The sequence below is a fragment of the Streptomyces sp. SS1-1 genome, from assembly GCF_008973465.1.
Lineage (GTDB): Bacteria > Actinomycetota > Actinomycetes > Streptomycetales > Streptomycetaceae > Streptomyces.
Genome location: NZ_WBXN01000001.1, coordinates 131,492 through 154,232 on the forward strand (window position 1 = coordinate 131,492; position 22,741 = coordinate 154,232).

A 22,741-nucleotide genomic window follows, 5' to 3' on the forward strand; every position below is an offset into this window, starting at 1 on the left:
GCGGGTGGCAGGTCATCGGCTCGCTTCGCCCCTCGGGGAGGACGCGCGGGCCGCGGCGCGGCGGCCCCGGCGCGGGTCGAGGACCGGTACGGCGTCGAGCAGCTGCCGGGTGTAGGGGTGCTGCGGAGTGCGCAGTACCGCCGCCGTCCCGCCCACCTCGACCAGACGTCCGCGGCTCATCACCGCGACCCGGTCGGCCACCTGCGCCACCACGGCGAGGTTGTGCGAGACGAAGACGTAGGTGAGGCCCAGCTGCCGCTGCAGGTCCGCCAGGAGGTCGAGGACGGTCGCCTGCACGGAGACGTCCAGCGCGCTGGTCGGCTCGTCCAGGACGAGCATCCGGGGGTGCAGTGCCAGGGCCCGTGCGATCGAGATGCGCTGGCGCTGGCCGCCGGAGAACTCGTGCGGGTAACGGTCCTGGATGCCGCCATCGAGGCCGACGGCTTCGAGCAGTTCTCCGACCCGCTGCCTGGTGCGGGCGCGGGCGCGCCGGCCACGTGCCTCGGGGTCGTGGGTGACCAGCGGTTCGGCGACGATGTCGGTGATGCGCATGCGCGGGTTCATGCTCGAGTAGGGGTCCTGGAGGACGACCTGCATCTGCCGCCGTGTGCCGCGCAGTTCGGCCGCGGTGAGAGCGGCGAGGTCCTGCCCGCCGAAGCGCACGCTCCCGGCGGTGGGTTCGAGGAGACCGAGGAGCAGCCGGGTGAGGGTGGTCTTGCCGCAGCCGGACTCACCGACCAGGGCCAGGGTCTCGCCCTCGTGCACGTCGAGTGACACGTCGTCGACGGCGACGTTGGTGCGCCTGCCGCCGAACTCCTTGCGCAGGCCTCGCAGTTCGAGGAGTGGTCGCCCGGCCGTGGATGGGGGCGCGGTGGTGTCGGCCGTGTCGGTGCTCATGCCGCCTCCAGTCGTGGGGTGGCCGCCAGAAGTCCGCGGGTGTACGGGTCGGCCGGACGGTCGAAGACGTCGAGGACGTCGCCCGTCTCGACGACCTTGCCCTGGTTCATGACCACGACGCGGTCGGCGGTCTCGGCGACGACCGCGAGATCGTGGGTGATCAGGACGACGGCCATGTCGTGCTTGTGCTGGAGGGTGACGAGGAGGTCGAGGATCTGACGCTGCACGGTGACGTCCAGCGCGGTGGTGGGCTCGTCGGCGATGAGGACGCGGGGGCGGGCCACCAGCGCCGTCGCGATCATCACGCGCTGGCGCAGTCCGCCGGAGAGTTCGTGCGGGTACTGGCGGTAGCGCAGGGCCGGGTCGGGGATGCCGACCTCGTCGAGTGCCGCCAGCGCGGCCTGCCTGGCCTCGGCGCGGGAGACGCCGGTGTGCAGCCGGAGGACCTCGGCCACCTGGGCGCCGACCCGCTGGAGCGGGTCCAGGCAGGTCATCGGGTCCTGGAAGACCATGGCGATGTCGCGGCCGCGGACCTTGCCGAGTTCCTTCTCGGAGAGTCTCAGCAGGTCCCGTCCGTCGAAGCGGATCTCGCCGCTCGGGTAGACGCACGGCGGGCTCGGGTTGAGGCGCAGGACGGACAGCGCGGTGGCGCTCTTGCCACTGCCGGACTCCCCCACGACGGCGAGTGTCTCGCCGGCGCGGACGTGCAGGGATACGTCCTGGACGGCGTGGACGACGGACGTCTCCAGCCGGAAGTCGACGCTGAGGCCGTCGATCTCCAGCAGCGGCTGTTCCTCCGCCGGACGCCGGGACGGGTCGGTCGTGGTGCTGTCGTTGGTCATCGGCGGTAGGCCTTCGGGTCCGCGACGTCCCGCAGGGCGTCGCCGGTGATGTTGATGGCGAGGGAGGTCAGCATCAGCGCGATGCCGGGGAAGACGGCGACCCACCAGGAGGTGCCGAGGTAGAGCTGGCCGTCGGCGAGCATGCCGCCCCAGGTGACCGTCTCCTTGGGGACGCCCAGGCCGAGGTAGCTGAGGGAGGCCTCGGCGACGATGGCGGCGGCGACGTGCAGGGTGCCGATGGTGGCCAGCGGCGCCATGACGTTGGGCAGCAGGTGACGCCGCATGATGGTGACGTCGGTGACGCCGATCGCGCGGGCCTCGGTGACGAAGTCGCGGGTGCGCAGCGACATCACCTCGGAGCGCACGACACGGGCGTAGGAGACCCAGCCGGTGAAGCCGAGGACCAGGATCACCATCCACAGTCCCGAGCCGAGGAAGCCGACGACGGCGAGCGCCAGCAGGAGCGAGGGGAAGGCGAGCTGGACGTCGGCGAGCCGCATGAGGGTGCGGTCGGCCCAGCCGCCGAAGTAGCCGGAGGCGAGGCCCACGGCCGTGCCCACGACGCCGGCGAGCAAGGCCGCTCCGGCACCGACGAGCAGGGAGACACGGGCGCCGTGGACGACGCGCGAGAGCATGTCGCGGCCGAGTTGGTCGGTGCCCAGGAGGTGGGCGCTGCTGCCGCCGTCCTGCCAGGCGGGGGGCCGCAGTCGCAGCAGGAGGTTCTGCGTGTTGGGGTCGTAGGGGGCGATCAGGGGGGCGAACAGGGCGGCGACGATCAGCAGGAGCAGTACGGCGAGGGCCACGACGGCCCGTTTGTCGCGCAGCAGTGCCCGCAGGGCGACGGCCCGGGAGCCGGACCGGCCGGACGGTGTCTTCGCCGTGGCCCGGTCGGGCGCGGCGGGGGTCATGACGGTCATCGTGACGTCCTCACCCTCGGGTCGAGGAAGCTGTAGGAGAGGTCGACGAGCAGGTTCACCACGACGAAGGTGGCGGCGAAGAACAGGACGGTGGCCTGGACGAGCGGGAAGTCTCGGTTGGAGATCGCCTCGACGGTCAGCTGGCCGACTCCGGGCCAGGAGAAGACACGTTCGGTGAGGATGGCTCCACCGAGCAGGTTGCCGACCTCCAGGCCGACGACGGTCACCACCGGCAGTGAGGCGTTGCGCACTCCGTGCCTGAGCACCACCTGCAGCGGCCCGAACCCCTTGGCGCGGGCGCTGCGGATGTGGTCGGAGGACAGGACGTCGATCAGCGAGGACCGCAGCAGGCGGGCCACGACGGCGACGGAGTACACGGCGAGGGTGACGGCGGGGAGGATCAGGTGGGCGAACGTGCCGTATCCGGAGGCGGGCAGGGCGCGCAGCCAGACGGCGAAGACCAGGATGAGCAGGATGCCCACCCAGAACGGCGGGGTGGACTGGCCGAGCAGGACGCCGGTCATCACGGTGTGGTCGGTCCCCCGGCCGCGGCGCATGGCGGCGAGGATGCCCGCCGGGACGGCGACGATGAGGGTCAACGCGAGGGCGGCGGCGGCCAGTTCGACGGTGGCCGGCAGCCGGTCGGCGAGTATCTCGCTCACCGGCTGCCCGTACACGAGGGAGTCACCGAAGTCGAGGTGCAGCAGCCCCCATAGGTAGTCGAGGTACTGGGCGAGCAGGGACTGGTCCAGGCCCAGGGAGTGGCGCAGCACCTGTTCCTGTTCGGCCGTGGCGTCGGGTGGCAGCAGGATCTTCACGGGGTCACCGGACAGGCGGACGAGGAAGAACGCGACGGTCGCCGTGCACAGCAGCACGAACAAGGCGGTGGCCAGGCGTTTGAGCACCGCCCGCAGCAGTCCTGCGCGGTCCGGGCGGCGCACGGCGCCGGCCGCCGGGGTGGGTGGTGTGTCGAGGGTGAGGGTGCTCACCGGGTCACCTCCGCGCTTTCCATGGCGAGGACGCCGGCGGCTCCCGGGGTCCAGCGGGGCCGGTCGTTCCGGGCGAAGATGTTGTCGGTCTGGTAGAGGAAGACGAAGGGTGCTTCCCTGCGCATGAGCCGTTGCAGGTCCGAGAAGGCCGCTTTCCGCCGCTCCGGGTCCTCGGAGAGTTCCTCGGCGTCGATGAGGCGGTCGGCCTCCGCCGAGTGCCAGCGGCTCTGCCGCCGGTCGCTGCGCACGTTGGACTGGACGATGGACGCGCCGTCCATCGTCCACACGGTGCTGGCCGCGAGGTAGACGGGGCCGAGCGCTCCCCGGTTGTCGGAGGTGAGCCGCGCGGAGTAGGTACCGGGGTCGAGCAGGTTGACGCGGGCGTCCACTCCGGCCCTGGCGAGCAGTCCGGACAGGGCCTCGGCGACGTTGGCGTCCACATTGGAGGCGGTGAGCGTGGTGGAGAAGCCGTGGGGGTGGCCGGCTTCGGCGAGGAGCCTGCGCGCGGTGTCCACCGAGCGGGTGAAGGGCTTGACGGTGGGGTCGAAGCCGAAGGAGCCGCGTGGGACGAGTGCGGGGGTCTCCGTGGCCTTGCCACCGAGCACGGCCTTGATGAGCAGCGGCACGTCGATCGCGTGATTGAGTGCCTGGCGCACCCGGCGGTCCTGGAGGGGGCCGCGTTCGAGGGTGTTCAGGGACAGGTAGGCGGTGCGGATGCCCGTGTGTCCGTCGATGGTGATGCCTTCGTAGCCGTCGAGTTGCTGGGCGGCATCCGGGGTGAGTCCGGCCACGAGGTCGACGCCGCCGCTCTGCAGCGCGGCCAGGGAGGACGAGGCGTTGGGGGCCGGGCTGAAGACGAGGCCGTCGACGGCCGGGCGGCCGTTCCAGTGGCCGGGGTGGGCGCGCATCCGCAGTTCGTGGTCGCGCTGCCAGCTCGTGAAGGTGAAGGGGCCGGTGCCGACGGGGTGGTCGGCGAAGGCCGCGTCGCCCACCTCGGCGAGGTGCCGGGGCGGCACCACGACGCCCCCGAACAGGGAGAGTTTGGCGGGCAGGATGGGGTCGTGCACGGTGGTGTGAAGGTCGACGGTGAGCCGGTCGACAACGGTGACGCCCTCGACGAAGCGCAGCTCGACGATCGGTGACTTGGTCGCGGGGTCGAGCAGGCGCTCGATGCTGAACGCCACGGCCCGCGCGTCGCACACCTCACCGTTGTGGAAGGTCACCCCGGGGCGGAGGACGAAGCGCCAGGTCCGGGTGTCGGTGGCCTTCCAGGAGAGGGCGAGCCTCGGGTGCAGCCGGTTGTCGGGGCCGCGGGTGGTGAGGGTGTCGAACATGTTGATCAGGACGTTCATCGAGACCATGTCGCCCTGCTTGTGCGGGTCCAGCGTCTTGGGGTCGCCCGGCTGGGAGACCCGCAGGACGTTGCCGGCCCGGTCCGCGGCGGCCGTCGTGCCGCACGCGCTCAGGAGCGCCGGGGCACTGAGGGCTCCGAGCAGCAGACCACCGGTCCGCAGGACGTGGCGTCGGGTGGGACGGCTGCGGTCCATCGTGCGCCCCTGAAGAATTCGTTCCATTGAACAACACCTCCGTTCCGTCAGATGGAATGCGGTTGGGTTAAGCTAAGCGACATGGTGAAAGCGGTCAACACCCGGTCGGTCGACCAGGAACTCGTGAAGGGCCCCGTCGACAAGGCGATGGAGGTGCTCGAAGCGCTCGTCCAGCCCGGCGGTCCCCACCGGTTGGGGGAGATCGCGCGCCGCACCGGTCTGACGAAGCCCACCGTCCACCGGCATCTGCGGACGATGGCCGAGTACGGCTTCGCGGAGCCCGCCGAGGGCGGCAGTTACCGTCCGGGCCCCCGACTGCTGGGACTGGCGGCGGCGGCCCTGAGCGACAGCCGGGTCCTGGAACTCACCAGGCCCGTCCTGGCCGATCTGCGCCTGCGCACCGGTCATGTGGCGTTCTACGCGGCACGGCACGCGACCGACGCCGTGTACCTGGAAGTGTCGGAGCCGGCCCGCGAGTACCGGATGAGCACCCGGCCCGGTCACCGGTCGCCCCTGCACGCCTGCGGTGTCGGACTCGCCATGCTCTCCGCGATGCCGGACGGGGAGAGCGCGGCGGTCGTGGACGCACGGGATCTGGAGGCGCGCACCCACAGCACCCTCACCGACCCGGCCGCGCTGCGGGCGGAGCTGACCCGGGCCGCCCTGCGCGGGTACGCGGTCGACGACGAGTACGACGAGCCGGACGTGCGGTCGGTGGCCGCCCCCGTGCTGGACGCCGAGGGCCGGCCCGTGGGCGCGATCGGCATCGCCGGACTGTCCTTCACCCTCGACCCCGGCAGCATGGAGGTGTTCGGGCCCATGGTGCGGGCCGCCGCACGCACGGTCTCCGCCGGGCTCGGCGCCCGCACCCCCGCACTCGGCGTCGTGGACCCGGCGCGGGGAGGTGAGTCGGCATGAGCACGCTGGCCGAACTGCTCACGGAGGGCCGGAAGGAGCGGATCTACTCCGGCGCCGCCTGGTCCGTCGGGGACGCGAACGGCCCGCTGGACCGGGGCTGGACCGGCACCCGCAGATGGGACGGGCCGCCCCTGGACGGCGACGACGTGTGGGACCTCGCCTCGGTGACCAAGCCGATCGCCGGACTCGCGGTCATGGCCCTCGTCGAGCGCGGCGTCCTCGGGCTGGACGACACCGTGGGCACGCACCTCCCGGACCACCGGGGCGGCGACAAGGCCGAACTGACCGTACGTCAACTCCTCACGCACACCTCGGGTATCCCTGGGCAGGTGCCGCTGTACCGGGACCACCCCACCCGTGCCGCGTTGCTGGAGGCGGTGCGTCTGCTGCCCCTGACCGCGCAGCCCGGCACCCGTGTCCAGTACTCCTCGCAGGGGTTCATCGTCCTCGGCCTCATCGCCGAGGCGGCTGCCGGCCAACCGCTGGACGAGCTCGTGGAACGGCTGGTGTGCGCCCCGCTCGGCATGCGTGACACCGTCTTCCGCCCGGACGCCGGCCGTCGGGCCCGGGCGGTGGCCACCGAGGACTGTCCCTGGCGCCGCCGCCTGGTCGTGGGCGAGGTCCACGACGAGAACGCGGTGGTGCTCGGCGGGGTCGGCGCTCACGCGGGGCTGTTCTCCACTCTCGCGGACATGGAGCGTCTCGGCGCCGCCCTCGCCGCCGGCGGCCGGAACCTGCTGCGCCCCGAGACGCTCACCCTGATGACGGCCCCGGACACGGACGGCCTGGCGCTGCGGCGCTCCCTGGCCTGGCAGGGACGCGACCCGGTCGACTCCCCCGCGGGAGAGGTGTTCGGCCCGGACTCGTACGGCCACACGGGCTTCACCGGCACCAGCCTGTGGGTCGATCCGGTCACGCGACGCTACGCCGTACTCCTCACCAACCGTGTACACCCGACCAGGACGGGTGAGGGCATCACCGCCCTGCGCAGGGCCTTTCATGACATCGCCGCCCGCACGCCCTTGGTCGCCGCCGAGGACCGTCACGGCACCTGACAGGCCGGCGGCCGTGACGGGACCGGCGACGAGGCGAGCACGCCCGCCCGCGTCACCGGACCGGGAACGTCACGCCGGCGAGTTCCCCGGAGACGGCCCGCAGGCGACTGCTGGACGTCCCGGTCGTGGGAGGCCGCGCTGGATTCCACCAGCTTCGGGTGGCCGCGGACTGCGAGACGACCGCCGGGGGCGCACTACTGGCCGCTGCGCCGGGCCGGTGGCGGCCCGCACGGTCGCCAGGGCTCCCCTCACGGCCTTCCGGGTGGGCAGCGGCGCGAGCCGGGTGACGGGCGCGCGGAAGACGGCGGGCGGGCTGCGGATGAGCCCGGTCTCGGAGACACCGACGCTCCGCGGCTTTCCTGCAGGTCGTCCCAGCCGGATGTGCTGCCGCGCGCATGGACGGCAGCACACCGGGCCCGCCGGTGGGCGTTCGCCTACAGCCTGAACACCTTCGCCGCACCCCATAGGGAGCCGGGGTTGGCGCGGTGCGGGTGACGGGCGAGCATCGCCTCGTAGAACTCCAGGGCGCTCGACGTGGCCGCCAGGGTGTCCTCGACGTCGGCGAGGTAGTCGATCGACTGCTGCACGATCACCGGGTCGTCGTCGCGGTCGGGGTGCTTGTGGGCGGCGACGACACGCTGGGCGCCGAGGTCCTGGATGGCCCGCAGAGCGGCGACCCACTCCACACGTGAGGCCGCGTCCGTCTCGGCGAGGTACATGTGGGTGTGGTTGTAGACGACGTCGCCACCGACCACGAGCCGGGCGTCGGGGACCCACAGGACGGTGCTCCCCTTCGTGTCGGTGTGACCCGCCTCGACCACCCTCAGCTCGTGCCCTTCCAGAAGGATGTGGTCGCCTTCCAGCTCGTCCGGAACGACCGGACGGGGGATCTGCCCGGGGAAGAGGCGGCCCCAGAACCCGTCGCGGTAGTCGTCCCCGGCCTGGACCCGCGCACCCGCGACGGTCCCGACCGTGGCCACGGCCCGCGCCCCGGGGAACGCGTCGAGCAGTTGCCCGATGCCGTAGAAGTGGTCGCCGTGGCCGTGCGTGACGTAGATGTGCGTCAGCGTGCGTCCGTGCCCCTTGATCCACTCGATCAGTTCGTTGTTCTGCTCGATCGTCGTGAAGGTATCGACGAGGACGGCATCCCGTTCGCCGAAGATCAATGTCGCCGTGTTCATCACCCAGCGCAGATCAGGCCCTTCTTCGACGCTCTGCGGAAGGTCTCGGACGACTCCCTCCCGGCGGACGAGCAGTGTGTCGTACCTCAGGTCTGTCATGGGCTTCTCCTAAGTCGGTGGAGGTGATCACCGATGCGCGCGCTACTCCGCGGGACAAGTTTCCGCCGTCCGCTCACTCGGCGCGCTTCGACGACTCATTTAGATTACAATCCACATCTAACAACGAGACGATCGCGAAGGTAAGAAGAGGGCATGCGTCCGGTGCGTATGGGCCGCGATCTGTTGGCTCGCACGTCAGGAGCATGATTGGCTCTCACGGGAGTGCAGCCGGGCGGTTCGGGTGCCCGAACGGCTCAGCGGCCTCTCACGGTCGAGCGCCGGAACCGTGCCCCGTGCGAGCGTGAACCACGCAACGAGTGCGGCGCATCGGCCGCCGTCCGCGAAAGGTCCGCACAGGGACCGGGCCGCACTCCGCCGGCCAACTCCCCCTGAGTGCCATGTCAGTCCATCAAGTGAGTGACCACGCGCGGGCTGCGACGAAGGAGTCCGCGCGACATCTGTTCCCGCCCCTGCGTCCGCGCCTCGCAGGCCGGGCCCGAGGTCCTCAGCACACCGTCCGTGCCGGTAAGGAAACCTTGTGAACAACCCCCGTACGCTGATCGTCGGAGCCGGAATCTCCGGTCTGGCCCTGGCCAAGTCTCTGCTGGACCGCGGACTTCCGGTGGAGGTGGTCGAGCGGCGCGCCGACGACGGACAGGCCCTCGGCGCCGGCCTCTACCTGCCGGCGAACGCCGTGCGCACCCTCCGCAGCTTCGGCGTGGAGGACGAAGTGGCCAAGCGCGCGGAGCCGGTGACCCGGCAGCGACTCCAGGACCATCGCGGGCGCCCGCTGGCCGAGTTCGAGGTGGGCAGCATCTGGGGTGAGGTCGGCCTCTGCCTGGCGATCACCCGGAGCGACCTCCACGAGGTGCTTCGCGGAGCAGTTGACAACGATGTCGTCCGGTACGGCACCGCGGTGACCTCCGTGGCCGACGACGGCACCGTGACCTTCACGGACGGCGCCACAGAAAAGTACGACCTGGTGGTGGGCGCGGACGGCGTCAACTCCGCCGTCCGGCGCTCCCTCTTCGGTGGTCCGGCTCCGCGCTTCCTCGGCCAGCTGTGCTGGCGGTTCATCGCCGACGACACCGGCATACCCGGAATCACCGACTGGACAGCACGCCTGGGCAGCAAGGGCCGGACCTTCCTGACGGTGCAACTCGGCGGCGGCCGCGTCTACTGCTACGCCGACATCAACAGCCCCGTCGCCGCGCCCCCGGCCGGCGACTGGCGCACACACTTCGCCGACTTCGGCGGACCGGTCCCCCGCTTGCTCGAGCAGGGCGAGGACGCGCACTTCGCCGCACTGCGGGAGAGTGAGAACACGGTGTGGACGCGTCCCGGTGCCGCTCTCGTCGGCGATGCCGCTCACACCTTCTCCCCGAGCATGGCCCAGGGCGGCGCGATGGCACTCGAGGACGCCCTGGTCCTCGCCGACACACTGGCCGACGCGCCTGACGTCCCCGCGGCCCTCGCCTCCTTCCAGGCCCGACGCGCCGGCCGGGTCGCCTGGGTGGTGGCGCAGAACCACCGCCGCGACAAGGCGCGCAACCTGCCCACGCCGCTGCGCAACTTCACCCTCCGCCGGGCAGGTGAGCGTCTCTTCAAGGCCAACCACGCTCCGCTGCACGCCCAGCCCTGACCTTCTCGCACTTACCTGACACCGTGTCGGCGACCGGGAACAGCCACCGCTCGGAGGACATGTCCGCCCCGGCCTGCCGACCGGCAGGCTCGATAGATTACTTATGACATCTATCACGTGGACACGCAGCGCCCGGGCCCACACAATGACAACGCGAGGGCCTCGCAGTGCCCCGACCGGAAATTGCTGCTGGACACGGGCGACACCACCAGCGTCATGCACCCGATCCGCGCACATCCGCTGCCGCGGACGTCCCCCGAGGCCCTGACCGCCGCCCGCGGACCCGGAGCACCCCGAGCCCTTGACACCGAGCATCTTGATCTCCCTCGAGTGGCCCGCCGCCATCTGGCGCGCTCCTCAAGGGACCGAGCAGTCCCCCTGGAGCAATCTGTGAGCAACGAGACAGCCGGTCACCTGACCCCGGGCCCTCACCAAGTGGACGTGGACGGCCTCACCCAGCGCTACCACGTCCACGGATCGGGCCCGGTCTGCCTGGCCGTGCCCGGCGGCCCGGGTGTCGACTGGGCATCCCTGCGGACACCGGAACTCGAGGAGTTCCTGACCATGGTGTACGTGGAACCGCTGGGCACCGGCGACTCGCAGCGCCTCCCCTCTCACCCGTACGGCTACACCCGTGAGCGTTACACCCGCAGCCTGACCGGGCTGCTCGACCGGCTGGCACTCCCCCGGGTCTTCCTGCTCGGCCACTCCCACGGTGCCTTCGTCGCGCAGCACCTCGCGCTGCACCACCCCGACCGGCTGCACGGTCTGGTTCTGTACGAGGGCGCTCCCGTGACGGGTCCCGAGCACATGGCGGAGGCCGCCGCCAGGGTGGACGCGTTCGTCCGGCGCAACCAAGGCCGGCCGGAGCTTCCCTCGGCGCTCGCCGCCCTGCAGGCCGTCGGATCAAGCACCGACGACGCCTCCATCACCGCGGCCCTGCGCGGTCTGCTGCCGGTCTACTTCGCTCGGTACTGGGACCGCGAGGACGAGTTCCGCGCGTTCCGCTCCACGGTCACCTGCACGTACGTCTCGACGGAGCACGAGGCGGGAGAACCCGACGTCATCGACGACAGGGACGCCCTGCCCGGACTCACCGTTCCCACTCTGGTCCTGGTCGGCCGCCACGACGTGATCTGCGGGCCGCGATGGGCCGAGGAACTCCACTCGCTGATACCCGGATCCCGGCTGGCGGTGCTGGAGGACAGCGGGCACCTCGGCCACGTCGAGGAACCCGAGGCGTTCGCGCGGGCCGTGCGCGGCTTCGTGGAGTCCACGCGGACGGAAGCCGAGCCCCGTACCGGGGGCGCCGTACCTGAGGAGCTGCGGGCACTCTCCGGCCCGGTGTTCATGCCCGGCACGGACGAGTACGCCGCCGAATGCGCCACGTTCAATCTCAACCTCTCCTTCCGGCCGGCTCTCGTCGTGGGGGCCGCCTGTGAGGACGACGTCCGGGCGGCGGTGCGGTTCGCCGCCGCCCGGGGCATGCCGATCGCGGTGAAGTCCTCGGGGCACCAGTTCGTGTCGCCGGCGGAGGACGCCGTGCTCGTCACGACGGAACGGATGAAGCGCCTGTCGGTGGACGGGGACCGGCGCACCGTCAGTGCCGAGGCCGGCCTGCGCTGGAGCGAAGTGCTGCCGCGCACGGCGGACGCCGGCCTCACTCCCGTCGCGGGTTCCGCCCCCGAGGTCGGGGTGGTCGGGTACACCCTCGGAGGAGGCCAGAGTCCGCTGCTCGGCCGGACCCACGGATACGCGGCCGATCATGTGCGCCGCATGAACGTGGTGACGGCGGACGGCGAACTGCGCACGGTGGCACCGGACACCGAGCCGGACCTGTTCTGGGCCCTGCTCGGAGGGAAGGGCAACTTCGGTGTCGTGACCGAGATCGAGTTCGACGTCTTCCCCGTGACCCGCTTCTACGGCGGCGGCATCTACTTCGCGGGCGAGGACCTGGCCGCCGTGCTGGACGCCTGGCGGTTGTGGGTGCCGACCGTGCCGGAGGAGATGACGACGTCCCTCGGTGTCCAGCGGCTTCCCGACCTGCCGGCGCTGCCCCCGCCCCTGCGAGGCGCGTTCGTCGTGCACGTGCGGATCGGCTACCTGGGGTCCGCAGACGACGGCGAGAGGCTCGTGGCCCCGCTCCGGGCGGCGGCGCCGGTCCTCCTCGACGCGGTCGGGGAAAAGCCCGTCACCGCCGTCGGGGAGATCCACATGGACCCCGTGGAGCCGATGCCGTACTTCGACCGGAGCCTGTCCCTGCGGGAGTTCCCCGAGAAGGCGGCGCAGACCCTGGTGGAACTCGTGGGGTCCGGCTCCGGCTGCCGGCTGGCGAACTTCGAGATTCGGGCGCTCGGTGGTGCGCTGGACCGGGAGCCGCGCGTCGCCAACGCGGTCTCGATGAGGGGCATTCCGTTCGTCACCTTCGGCCTCGCGGTCGGCGGTGCCGACCGTGCGGACGACCTGAGGAGGGATCTGGCGAAGGTCGTGGACGGCCTCGCGCCTTGGGCGGCGGACCGGGGCATGGTGAACTTCCTCTCGCCGGACGAGGCCGCGGACACCGACGGCGTACGGGCGGTGTACGGGCCGGAGCGCTACGACAGGCTCGCCGAGGTGAAGCGGCGCTACGACCCCGCCAATCTGTTCCGTCACAACCACAACGTCCTTCCAGCCTGAGCGCCCTGCCCCCGTGGTCGAAGACCGCATCGCCTGTTCTTGTACAGGAGCCCGCCGAGGCTCCCTTCTTCGGCGTGCTTGGCATGGACTCGGCCACGGGGAGGCACGTTGAGCGCGAGTAGGGGTGCGGTCCGCCGGGCGAGGTCCGGTGGACGCCGGACATTCCAGGGGAGACGCATGCGCCGACGGGGACACGAGACCCGCTCGGCTCACCCCCTGACGCGAATGGACGGTCAGTCCCCCGGGCCGGCCAGGAGGTGGGAGCAGGTGGAGCGGGCGACGAACGCGAAGCCGTCGTAGTCCCGGGCCGGAACGAGCGGCGCCGTGTGGAAGCGGTGGACGTTCGCGCCGAAACCGCGCTGCGCCTGCGGACTGTCGAGCCACGGTTCCGGCCCGGTCCTCAGGTCGGCGTAGTAGTCACCGCTCACGGCGTCCGCGAGCCGCGCCTCGATGCTGCGGATGCCGGTGCCGAGGCGGTGCCGCACGGGAGGACCTTGGAGGTCGTCGCCGCGCCAGGCCAGGAAGGACCCCTTGCCGAAGAGGAGGGCCAGGGCGTAGCAGGCGTCGCCGTACCGTTCGCGGAGCCGGCTGCCCAGGGCCGGATTCCCCTCCCCTTTGGTGCGACACCGGCACCCTCGCGGGCGATCTGACTGCCGTGAACTGCGAGGTCGAGGCCGGGCTCACCGGTGAGCCGGTGACCGCGGCGCTGATCGCCGCTTCGTTCCGTTCGCCACAGGCGGCCGAGGCGTCCGGAGCGAGGACCGGGCACGGTTCGTTCACTCGGTGACACCGAGACCATGACTGGGAGGCCCGGCACGAGCAAGCGGCCGCCCGAGGAGGATGCTCCCTCGGTACGCGACACTTCCGGAGTTCCGGCGGAGGTTCCGAGCCGGACGAACTGGGGCGCGGAGCACCCACCGCCACCCTGTCAGGGGCGTGAACGCTCAAGCCGCAGCGTGGCCGCCGGCGTTCGACACCGTGGACGAGGCTGCACGGCTATGCACCCGCTCGGCGGTCGCCGGGACTCCGAGGCGGCGGAGGGCGACGCTCGCCATGACGAACAGCGCGGCGAACACGGCCAGGAGCACCACCCAGACCATCAGCTGTCGGCTTCCCGCGGCCTGCCAGCTGGTCAACACGGCGGACGTGGTTCGGTGTGCGGGGCTTACGTCCGCTCGTAGGTGAGGCAGTCCACCTGCTCCTGCTCGAGGCCCACGGCGATGGCCGGGGCGTGGCACTCGAGTCCGCTGTTGTGGCGGCAGTCGGCCATCTTGCAGGCGCCGACCCTGCCCGTCGTCGAAGGTTCACCGCCCTCGAGGTCGGCGCCCATGAACGTGTCGCAGACAGGACTGTCGAGGTCCCCCACGGTGATCGCCGCGGCGTGGCACGCGTGGTCATGGTTGTACGCGCAGCCCTCGGCCGCGCATTCGCTGATGACGGGCAGTTGCATGACGGGTGCGGCTGTCATGGCGGATCGCCCCTCTCTTGAGGTCGTGCGGAGCGTCCGGAGCCGGTTCTTCTGAAGCCGTCGGCGCTTTGGACCGTGCTCAGCGGCTGCGGCACGGTATCCGTCCGTGCCCGCCGCTGGCGGAACGCTCCTCTCCTGTCTTCCACTGTCCGTGACGGCACCGGGCTGCGCATGTCCACAGGGGGCGGCGGCCGGGAACCCGCGGGCTACTTGCCGTGCAGGTGCGTGCTCAGGCGTGACAGCAGGGGCAGTGCCGCCTCGAGCGTCCTGCGTTCGTCGGCGTCGAGGACGGCGTTGATCGCGGCGCCGAGCCAGTCGGCGCGCCGCAGGCGTTCCTCGGTGAGACGGTCGCGTCCCGCCTGCGTGAGGTGGAGCAGGAGCTTGCGCCCGTCGCCCGGGTGCGCCTCGGCCCGTACGAAATCCTGAGCCAGCAGGTCTTTCACGGTCTTGGCCGCCGACTGGTGGGTGACTCCGCGCTGCTGCGCGATCTCGGCAGTCGTCAGCGGGCCGCCGCGGTCCAGGTAGCCCAGCACGGCGGACTCGCCGGGCGGCATCGTGTCGGCGGCGCGCACCGTGCGGACGAGCCCGCCGATGGTCAGCCGGAGTTCCTCGGCCAGTTGTCTGTCGTCCATGACCGTCACTTTACCTGTTTATATCAATTGAGTTGTACAGTCTAGTTTTAGATATTCGCACGCTCGGAAGGCCCCCTCGTGAAGCGCCCATGCCTGCGTCACGCTCGAGAAGGACGGCACCCGGCTGGTCGTCGACCCCGGCGCGTTCACCCCGGACGCGGCCGGAGCCGTCGCCCGGGCCCACGCCGTACTGATCACCCATGAACACTTCGACCACTTCGACGAACAGGTCGTCGCCGCCGCTCTTCAGGCGCGGCCCGACCTGCAGGTCTACGGCACCTCCGCCGTCGCGGCCGCCCTCGGCAGCCACGGCGGGCGCGTGCATGTCGTCGCCGCGGGTGACGCCTTCAGCGTGGGGTCGGTCACTGTCAGTGTCCACGGCCACCGGCATGCGCGGATCCACCCCGACATCCCGTGCCCCGACAATGTCGGGTACCTCCTCGGTGACGGTGCCGTCCACCATCCCGGCGACGCCTACTGCGTGCACGACGCCCCCGTGCGCACCCTCCTGCCGCCGACCAGCGGCCCCTGGACGAATCTCGGTGAGGCCGCCGACTACGTCCGCGCCGTCAAGCCCGAGCGTGTCGTGGAGATCCACGAACTCATGCTGAGCGACCTGGGCCGGCAGTCCACCGCGAATCTCCTCGGTGAGAAGGGGCTGACCGGCATTCCGATCGAGCGGCTCGAGCCCGGCACCTGCGTTCAGGTGTGAGACTCCCCGGCGCCTTCGGTCATTCGCGCAGTAGGGGGCCTGCCCGGTTGTCGTGGTGCGGCAGGAGGACGACCCGGCGCTGAAGGTCCCGACGCGGCCGGGAGGGCGTCGGGCGGGCCGCCCGGGCGGGCCGGCCCTGGGCCGACCGGCCGTTTCACCAATGCTGGAAGCAGGAGTACGACGACGACCACGCACCACGGCGCGTGACCGGCACCGCCTTCCGTGATCGTCACCGGCTTCCGGAGGGACCGGTCACCATGAGCTCACGTCACCTCCTCCGCCGCTCCGCCGCCCCGCCCGGCGGGCGCCGCTCAGGCGCGCTCCCCGACGGCCAGTACACGGATCCGATGGCCTGGCTCAAGGACGCCGGGTGAGGCCCTTTTCAGACGCGCCCGTCCGGTCCGCAGGGCTCCCGGCGGGCCCCGTTCAAGGGCGCTGCGGCCGACGTCGCCCACCCACGCCAAGCGGGGCGTGCGGGCGCCGCTCTCCTGCCCATATCCGCCCCTTCACGCGGCAACCTCATGTTAGATTGTGTACGCCATCTTAGAAGATAGACGGCAGGCGTAATCTTCGGGGTGCAGCAGACCGCTGCTCGACGTCACGGAGGTGTTGGATGAGCCGCGTCTCGCAAGCGGAAGCGCGCGCCAACCGGGAGCGAGTGGTGGCCGCGGCCGCCCGGCTGTTCCGTGAAGACGGTGTGGCCAAGGTCGGCATCGCGGATGTGATGAAGTCGATCGGACTCACCCAGGGCGGCTTCTACAAGCAGTTCGCCTCCAAGGCCGCGCTTGTCGACGAAGCTACCGCCAAGGCGTTCACCGACAACTTGCAGGACCTGCTGGCCTTGGACCAAGAGGCCGGGGAGCACCAGGCGGCCTGGCAGTCGCTGCTCGAGTCCTACTTCTCCGTCGAGCATCGCGACAACCCTGGTTCCGGTTGCCCCGCGGCCGGGTTCGTCGGCGATGTCGCGCGTGAGCCCGAGCACAGGGAGACGTACGCCAAGGGCGTCCAGGAACTCGCGGAGTGGATCGCGCCCGGAGAGGCCGGCCTGGCCACCTACGCCACGCTCGTCGGCGGCATTCTCCTTGCCCGGGCCACCGCGGGCACTCCCCTGTCGGAACAGATCCTGCGGGCTTCACACGCCGCAGCGGCGAGGGCCGCCGACAGCACTGAGTCGTCGAACGGCTGAGATGTCACGCCTGCCTGGCCTCTTCAACCGCTCGACAACGCACAAGTAGGCCGTCGGCGACGATGCGACTCAGGCCGACCACGCCTCTTCGGCGATGAGCCGCTCGGGATGCGCACCCCACGGAACGTCGTAGCCGGGCTGTGCGTGCCGAACCAGATGCAAGTTCGCACGACAGCCCGGCTCGGACGGCGTCACGGGACAGCGGCCGTGGCACATCAGCTACCCGGCTGCACACCGGGTCGGCGCCGGTCTGGTTACGGCGTCACTCGGAGGTGCCGGACGCTGCCGCGACGGCGGCGCGCACCTCTTGGGCGAACCCCTTCACGGTGTAGCCCGACGGCAGGCTGTCGATCATGACGAGGTCCGAGATCGCGTTGTGCACGCGCAGCGGCAGGATCGCCTGGTACTCAGGCGAGCGGTACCAGGCCTCCGCTGCGGCACGGTCGGGGAACTCCATCAGCACGACCAAGCCAGGCCACGAACCCTCGATCACGTCGGGTGCGCCGTTGGCCAGCCACTTCCCGCCGAACGGCTGGACGGTGGCCTCGACCTGTTCCAGGTAGGACAGTCCCGCCTCGTTCGGGACGTCGCCGGGGATGCGGAGGTGGTTGATCAGGTAGATGCTCATGGGAGGTTCCTTCGGGAGGGCTACGGGGACTGGGCGCGTGGCGCAGTTAGATTACGCATGCCATCTAACTGCGCGATGGCGAGTCTTGCAACTCCACAGTCGCTCACACCCCACCGGGAGGACATCTGGTGACCGGCGAAGCTGGTGGGGTCGTCACCTGTCGCGGCGGCGCAGAGCCCCGGCGTCGCCGACCTGCCCCTCGGAGTCACCTACGTCATTTAGATTGCCAGTGACATCTATCACGTGGACGCCGCGCGGTGGCGGCAGACATGATGAGCCCGCCCCATCACGTCCACCGCGTCACCTGCCTCACGAGGTTCGAATGCCCCTGCCAGAACGCGAGTCCGGCCGACTCGACCGTCCCTCCGTCGCCTCTGCTGTGGCTGGCGGTCCCCCGACCGCGCCCCGTCTGCGTCTCCTTCCGACCACCGGGTCAGCAGGAGACGTACTCCCGTGACCTGGTTCCATACGGACGAGCCAGAAGTGTTTCGCTCCGAGGCGGGGGAATTCCTCGCCACACATCCCGACCTGCACACCATGCTGCTGTCCGGACTCGGCACGATCGAGCAGTCGCGGACCGCGGGTGAAGCCCCGCCCACGCTGCTGGGCTGGTGGCGGGAGCCGGGCGAGACGGCGACGACAGCCGCGTTCGTGTGGATGCCACCGCACATGCTGACCGCGAGCCACCTCACCCAGGCAGCCGCAACGCACCTGGCCGGGCTCCTGTCCACTCGATCCGAGCCGTTCACGCACCTCATGGCCGACGACTCGTCGGCTCGAGCCTTCTCCGAAGCGTGGCGGGTGACCACCGGCTCCTCGCTGAAGAGCGGACCGCGACTGCGCCTGCATCGTCTTGGCCGTCTCGAGTGGCCTCACGTCATCCCGCCCGGGGAGGCACGGACGGTGACCGGCGGCGACCGAGCGCTTCTCCACGACTGGTGCACCCGCTTCGTCGCGGAGGCCGGCTCGCTCGGCGTGGATCTCGACGCGTTCATCGACGACCGGCTCAGCCGGGGTGGTTGGCGGTTGTGGACGGTCGGGGGCGAACCGGTGGCCATGGCGGCCATGACGCCGGTGGTGGCCGGCACGGCTCGCCTCACCCCCGTCTACACCCTGCCCGAACACCGCGGCCGGGGCTACGGAGCCGCTGTCACCGCCGCCGTCTCCCAGGCAGCACGCGACGCCGGAGCGGACCACGTACTGCTCTTCACCGACCTCGCCAACCCGACGAGCAACAGTATGTATCGGCGCATCGGATACCGGCCCGTCTGCGACTTCCGAATCGTGGTGGCCTGACACACGAGATCGATGAATCGGGACACCGCCGTCAGCTGCCCAGCGGTTGCGCGCATGATCGCGGACATCTCGGGGAGCGGGCGCCGACCTCAGGCGCGCTCTTCGCCTCACCCTCGCCTTTCTCCTGCGTCCGGCATACCGCCGGCGTCACAGCACTTCGACACTGGAGTTCACATGGATCCCAAGTCTCTCGCTTCCCGCGCGGATGCCGCCGCGCACGCTTTCGGGTCGGCCATGGAGAGGCTGGTGAGCCTCGTGCCCGGCGCCACCGGGCGCAGCGGCTCCCAGGGCACTCTCCTCGCCCTCACCCGCTCGCAGATACCCGCTCTCAACGTCGTGATGAGCACGGTGAAGAAGCCCGACGTGGAGGAGATCGCGGACTTGGCCACCGTGGCGGCCGCGGAGGCGGACCGCGGCGGCTTTCCCTGGAGCATCCGTTTGCGCGGCGGCCCGGACGAGGCGATGACGCGCAAGGCGCGTGAGTTCGGACGTACTGCCACGTCCGAACAGCCCTTCATGGTGCTGCCGTTGAAGGACGCGTCCGCGCTCCCGCAGGATGCCGGTCAGGTGCGGGTGCGTGTCCTGGGCGGTGACGAGTACAACGACTTCGCCGAGGTGCTGGCCGCTGGGTTCGGCGCGCCTGCGGTGATCATCTCCAGTCTGTACACGCCGGCCGTCCTGGACGCGCAGGGGATCACCGCCTACGTGGCCGAGGCTGACGGGGTCACCGTAGCCGCGGGGCTGGGGGTCGTGGCGGGAGGCCACCTCGGTGTCATCAACGTCGCCACCACGCCACAGCACCGGAGGAGGGGCTACGCCCGGGTCATGGTCGACAGGATTTTGCAGGACGGCAGGGCGCGTGGCGCGCACACGGCCTACCTCCATGCGACCGACGAGGCAGTCGGTCTCTTCGAGAGCCTCGGCTTCCACACCGCGGAAACCTGGACCTCGTTGATCGGGACCTGATCGCCGCCTCTTCGGTGTCGTAAGACGCGTTCCTGGGCCTTGGCGGGGAACCACGACGACGCCCTGGAGGAGTCGGGGCTGGCGATGACCTCGTCCACCGAGGCGATCACCGGGCCGCCAGTCGGAGGGTCAGCAGCTGGTCGTCGCTGCTGAAGTACTGGTCCCTGAGGCGCGCGAGGTCGCCGGGCCGCTGCCCGTCCCAGTCCCCGAAGTGCGGGCCCACGGAGGCGTGCACGCCCCGGATGCCGGTGTCACGGAGCGCCTCGACGGCGGCGTCGGAGTGCGCGCGGGAACGGGAGTTGTGGGAGAAGTCGAGCATGGTGGTGATGCCGCTGTCGATCGCGGTGAGGGCGGCGAGCTTGGTGCCGGTGTACATGTCCTCGGGCCGGTAGACGGTGGCGTAGCCGGCCAGCGTGGACATCACGTAGCCGCCGAGGTCGTCGACGTCCGGCATGATCCGCCGCAACTGGGCCTCCCAGGCGTGCCGGTGGGTGTCGACGAACCCGGGGCTGAGGATGCTGCCGGTGACGTCGACGACGACGGCGTCCCGGCGCTGAGGTCCGTCCCGACGGCGGTGACGGTGTCGCCCTCGACGAGGAGATCTCCGTGGTCGATGACGCCGAGGTCAGGGTCCATGGTGACGAGGATCGCGCCCCGGAACAGCACCCGGCGTTCCGCGGCGGGGCGACGCCGGAGCTGTTCGAGGACGGCGGCGCTGGTGGTGTCGTTGACATGCCTGGCGGATCCTTGTCAGGTGGGCTGCGGCGTGGTCACTGCTCGGCACTCAGCCTCGATCGCCCCGGCCACGACAACCAGACCGCCGTCATCCCAGGTGCCGGGCACCCTGGGTGAGGTCGGTGCGGCTCGGTCCTTCGAGCGGGCCCGCGGCGGACCCGGCCTGCCGACCGTCCCGGTGGTGCACCGGCGCGGTCAGCGCGGGTCCCTTCGTCCCGGGGCCTGGTCCCGCGCGGCCCCCAGATCGGCCGAGATGTCGGCAGCCGCCTTGGTGACGCACTCCCCCAGCCGCTCCGTGCGGTCCCCGTCGAACATCGCCTTCGTCCCGCACACCGAGACCGAGCCGACGACCTGCCCGGTCGCGCCGTACACGGCGGCCGCGATACTTCCCGTCTCCGCCTGCCGTTCCCCGTAGCTCGCCGCGTAGCCGAGCCCGCGGATCCTGGTGATCTCCTCGTGGAGCGTGGCCGCCGAGGTGATCGTGGCGTCGGTGACGCCGTCCAGCCGGTGGTGGGCGATGTAGGCGTCCACCTCGGAGTCGGGCAGCGCGGCCAGGATGGCCTTCGACGACGACCCTGCGTGCAGTGGATGGCTGGTGCCCAGCGCCACGGAGATGCGGATCTCCTGGTGGGACAGGACCTGGTCCACGTAGGTCCGGGACCAGCCCTGCCGTACCGAGAGCGTTGCCGTGTGGCCGGTGCGCTCGGACAGCGTCACCAGGTGGCGGTGCGCGACGGCGGGCAGGTCCAGCTCACGCATGGCGGCGAGCCCGACGTTCAGGGCGCCGGAGCCGAGCCGGTAGACCTTGGTCTCCTCGTCGAACCGCAAGAACTGCCCTGCGACCAGTTCCCGCAGGATGCGGTGTGCCACGGCCTTCGGCAGACCCGTCTCGCGTGCGATCACCGAGACACCCTGGCTCTGGGGTGATCGGCTGATGGCGTCGATCACGGCCAGGACACGGGCGATGCCGGAGCGGGTACGCCCCTGCTGCTCGTCGCTGTCGTCGATGGTCATGAGAACCTCGGGTTGCTCGGACGGCTGCCCTTGCGGGTGCCGCATGGACTGGGTCACGCCATAAGGTCTAGGCGCCCGCCGGCCCGGCCGCTGCCGATCACGTCGGTTGTGACCTCGATGTTGCCGTGCACCGCGTTGGCGCGCGGGCAGACGGCATCCGCGAGGGACGCCAACCGGTCCAGCCGCGCCGGCGGACGGCCAGGAGCGCTCACCTTCAGCCGGACGGCAAGAGCCTACCCCCCGCCGGAGGTTGTACCAGGGTTGACCGACGCGGTGACGGTGACCGGACCGGACGCGATCCGCTCCCCGCGCGCGGCCGCACCGAGGGCCCCGCGGAAACGCGCGGCGAAGCCGGCCGCGGACAACTCCTCTCGAACGGTTCCGGCAGCCTGCTCATTGCGCCCCTCCGGCCGCGTCCGGCCCTGCGAGCGGACCGGTCCGCGAGCGGTCCGTGCCACCGCGTCCGCCGGCGGCGTCGGCCGTCGCCGTGTACACGGGCGTGAACGGGCACGTGCTCGGCGACCGCGGCCGCGAACACCTCGGGCTGCTCTTCGGCGACGAAGTCGGTTCCGCCGGGGATCGTGACCAGCGGCGCGTGGGGGAACGCCGCGGTGACGACGTCGTTCATCCGGTCGAGGACGTCCTCGGTGCCGTGCAGGAGGAGAGTGGGGATGCCGGCCAGCGCCGCGGGGTCCACCTGATACCGGAACACCGCCGGGTAGGCCACCCCGTAGTTGGGGCCGACGCTCAGGTACTCGGCGACCTGCCGGCTCGCGGAGTCGGCCGAGATCGTCGGGTACAGGCCGCGGATACGGTCCCAGATCACCTTCAGGTGGCCGCCGTCCGCGTCCGTGGTGTAACTCGGGGCGTAGGTCTCGGCCTTCTCGGCCCGTTCCTCGTCCGTGTACAGCGGGATCCCCTGGAAGATCAGGCCGCTGACCCGCTCCCGGCCGGAAAGGGCCGCCTCCGCCGCGATCAGGGCGCCGGTGTGCTGGCCGAGCAGATGCACGGTGCCCAGGCCCAGCGCGTCGACGGCCTGCCAGACGGACGCGGCGTACTCGGACATGCTCCACTGCCCGGGCGTGGCGTCGGACATCCCGAACCCGGGGGTGTCCAGGGCTACGACCTGGATCCCGTGCCCGGCGAGCAGTTCCATCACGGGCTCGTACGTCGCGGACGACAGTGGCGACTGGTGCAGGACGACCAGCGCGGGGGCTCCGCTGCGGCCTGCCTCGCGGTAGTGGACCTGACCGTGCGGAAGGTCGAGGTAGCCGCGTCGCGAAGTGCCCTTCATGTGCGTGGTCATCGGGCCACCGCCGGCGGGGCCGTGATCTCGACGAC

The 22,741-nt window shown here is 71.0% G+C and carries 20 protein-coding genes and 2 pseudogenes; 8 read left to right on the plus strand and 14 right to left on the minus strand.

The window, feature by feature from the left end; all coding sequences use genetic code 11:
- Nucleotides 1-12 precede the first annotated feature (12 nt).
- Genes F8R89_RS00635 through F8R89_RS00655 form a run of 5 tightly spaced genes read right to left on the minus strand, consistent with a single transcriptional unit; the run spans nt 13 to nt 5,219 of the window.
- A complete protein-coding gene (locus F8R89_RS00635; RefSeq protein WP_151782091.1) occupies nt 13-897 on the minus strand; it encodes an ATP-binding cassette domain-containing protein in 885 nt (294 codons plus the stop codon).
- Entirely contained in the window at nt 894-1,739 is an 846-nt protein-coding gene (locus tag F8R89_RS00640; RefSeq protein ID WP_151782092.1) for an ATP-binding cassette domain-containing protein, read from the minus strand. Before F8R89_RS00640 ends, F8R89_RS00635 begins: the two co-directional genes overlap by 4 nt.
- Entirely contained in the window at nt 1,736-2,656 is a 921-nt protein-coding gene (locus F8R89_RS00645; RefSeq protein ID WP_192806003.1) for an ABC transporter permease, read from the minus strand. Before F8R89_RS00645 ends, F8R89_RS00640 begins: the two co-directional genes overlap by 4 nt.
- On the minus strand, nt 2,653-3,645 hold the full coding sequence (locus F8R89_RS00650; RefSeq protein WP_151782093.1) for an ABC transporter permease: 993 nt from the start codon (nt 3,643-3,645) through the stop codon (nt 2,653-2,655). Before F8R89_RS00650 ends, F8R89_RS00645 begins: the two co-directional genes overlap by 4 nt.
- A complete protein-coding gene (locus tag F8R89_RS00655) occupies nt 3,642-5,219 on the minus strand; it encodes an ABC transporter substrate-binding protein (RefSeq protein ID WP_192806004.1) in 1,578 nt (525 codons plus the stop codon). The genes F8R89_RS00650 and F8R89_RS00655 overlap by 4 nt, the downstream gene beginning before the upstream one ends.
- Nucleotides 5,220-5,273: 54 nt before the next feature.
- On the opposite strand from F8R89_RS00655, the gene F8R89_RS00660 reads away from it, so the two are divergent.
- Together F8R89_RS00660 and F8R89_RS00665 are read left to right on the plus strand one after the other, a co-directional pair.
- Entirely contained in the window at nt 5,274-6,110 is an 837-nt protein-coding gene (locus F8R89_RS00660) for an IclR family transcriptional regulator (RefSeq protein ID WP_151782094.1), read from the plus strand.
- Nucleotides 6,107-7,165, plus strand: a complete 1,059-nt coding sequence (locus F8R89_RS00665; RefSeq protein WP_151782095.1) for a serine hydrolase domain-containing protein — start codon at nt 6,107-6,109, stop codon at nt 7,163-7,165. Before F8R89_RS00660 ends, F8R89_RS00665 begins: the two co-directional genes overlap by 4 nt.
- 434 nt (nt 7,166-7,599) lie before the next feature.
- On the opposite strand, the gene F8R89_RS00670 is transcribed toward F8R89_RS00665, so the two are convergent.
- On the minus strand, nt 7,600-8,445 hold the full coding sequence (locus F8R89_RS00670; protein WP_151782096.1) for an MBL fold metallo-hydrolase: 846 nt from the start codon (nt 8,443-8,445) through the stop codon (nt 7,600-7,602).
- Between the two features lie 538 nt (nt 8,446-8,983).
- On the opposite strand from F8R89_RS00670, the gene F8R89_RS00675 reads away from it, so the two are divergent.
- Both F8R89_RS00675 and F8R89_RS36480 read left to right on the plus strand, forming a co-directional pair.
- Nucleotides 8,984-10,087, plus strand: coding sequence for an FAD-dependent monooxygenase (locus F8R89_RS00675; RefSeq protein ID WP_151782097.1), 1,104 nt, complete (start codon nt 8,984-8,986; stop codon nt 10,085-10,087).
- A gap of 390 nt (nt 10,088-10,477) precedes the next feature.
- Nucleotides 10,478-12,763 carry an alpha/beta fold hydrolase gene (locus tag F8R89_RS36480; RefSeq protein WP_225994260.1) on the plus strand — a complete coding sequence of 762 codons (2,286 nt, stop codon included), beginning with the start codon at nt 10,478-10,480 and terminating at the stop codon, nt 12,761-12,763.
- Nucleotides 12,764-12,996: 233 nt separating this feature from the next.
- Here F8R89_RS36480 and F8R89_RS00690 read toward each other — a convergent pair.
- The 4 genes and pseudogenes from F8R89_RS00690 to F8R89_RS00710 form a co-directional block, all read right to left on the minus strand.
- Nucleotides 12,997-13,362: pseudogene (locus F8R89_RS00690) on the minus strand (erythromycin esterase family protein); the annotation flags it as partial.
- Nucleotides 13,363-13,707: 345 nt separating this feature from the next.
- A complete protein-coding gene (locus F8R89_RS00700; protein ID WP_225994261.1) occupies nt 13,708-13,902 on the minus strand; it encodes a hypothetical protein in 195 nt (64 codons plus the stop codon).
- A 26-nt stretch (nt 13,903-13,928) separates the two neighbouring features.
- The gene (locus tag F8R89_RS00705; RefSeq protein WP_225994262.1) at nt 13,929-14,231 is read right to left on the minus strand and encodes a DUF1540 domain-containing protein; all 303 of its coding nucleotides are present in this window, start codon (nt 14,229-14,231) and stop codon (nt 13,929-13,931) included.
- Nucleotides 14,232-14,437: 206 nt separating this feature from the next.
- Nucleotides 14,438-14,863: a MarR family winged helix-turn-helix transcriptional regulator gene (locus F8R89_RS00710; RefSeq protein WP_151782098.1), complete on the minus strand. Its 426-nt coding sequence runs from the start codon at nt 14,861-14,863 to the stop codon at nt 14,438-14,440.
- A 124-nt stretch (nt 14,864-14,987) separates the two neighbouring features.
- On the opposite strand from F8R89_RS00710, the gene F8R89_RS00715 reads away from it, so the two are divergent.
- Entirely contained in the window at nt 14,988-15,575 is a 588-nt protein-coding gene (locus F8R89_RS00715; protein WP_151782099.1) for an MBL fold metallo-hydrolase, read from the plus strand.
- A 613-nt stretch (nt 15,576-16,188) separates the two neighbouring features.
- Entirely contained in the window at nt 16,189-16,761 is a 573-nt protein-coding gene (locus tag F8R89_RS00720) for a TetR/AcrR family transcriptional regulator (RefSeq protein ID WP_151782100.1), read from the plus strand.
- A 262-nt stretch (nt 16,762-17,023) separates the two neighbouring features.
- On the opposite strand, the gene F8R89_RS00725 is transcribed toward F8R89_RS00720, so the two are convergent.
- Nucleotides 17,024-17,389, minus strand: a complete 366-nt coding sequence (locus F8R89_RS00725) for a DUF1330 domain-containing protein (protein WP_151782101.1) — start codon at nt 17,387-17,389, stop codon at nt 17,024-17,026.
- 453 nt (nt 17,390-17,842) lie between these two features.
- On the opposite strand from F8R89_RS00725, the gene F8R89_RS00730 reads away from it, so the two are divergent.
- Both F8R89_RS00730 and F8R89_RS00735 read left to right on the plus strand, forming a co-directional pair.
- On the plus strand, nt 17,843-18,685 hold the full coding sequence (locus F8R89_RS00730; protein WP_151782102.1) for a GNAT family N-acetyltransferase: 843 nt from the start codon (nt 17,843-17,845) through the stop codon (nt 18,683-18,685).
- A gap of 174 nt (nt 18,686-18,859) precedes the next feature.
- Nucleotides 18,860-19,651, plus strand: a complete 792-nt coding sequence (locus tag F8R89_RS00735) for a GNAT family N-acetyltransferase (protein WP_192806005.1) — start codon at nt 18,860-18,862, stop codon at nt 19,649-19,651.
- A gap of 115 nt (nt 19,652-19,766) precedes the next feature.
- Here F8R89_RS00735 and F8R89_RS00740 read toward each other — a convergent pair.
- The 3 genes and pseudogenes from F8R89_RS00740 to F8R89_RS00755 all read right to left on the minus strand — a co-directional run.
- A pseudogene (locus tag F8R89_RS00740) lies at nt 19,767-20,386 on the minus strand (amidohydrolase family protein); the annotation flags it as partial.
- A 195-nt stretch (nt 20,387-20,581) separates the two neighbouring features.
- Complete coding sequence (locus F8R89_RS00745; RefSeq protein ID WP_151782104.1) at nt 20,582-21,400, minus strand: IclR family transcriptional regulator; 819 nt, start codon at nt 21,398-21,400, stop codon at nt 20,582-20,584.
- Between the two features lie 214 nt (nt 21,401-21,614).
- Nucleotides 21,615-22,706: an alpha/beta fold hydrolase gene (locus F8R89_RS00755; RefSeq protein WP_225994263.1), complete on the minus strand. Its 1,092-nt coding sequence runs from the start codon at nt 22,704-22,706 to the stop codon at nt 21,615-21,617.
- Between the last annotated feature and the right edge of the window lie 35 nt (nt 22,707-22,741).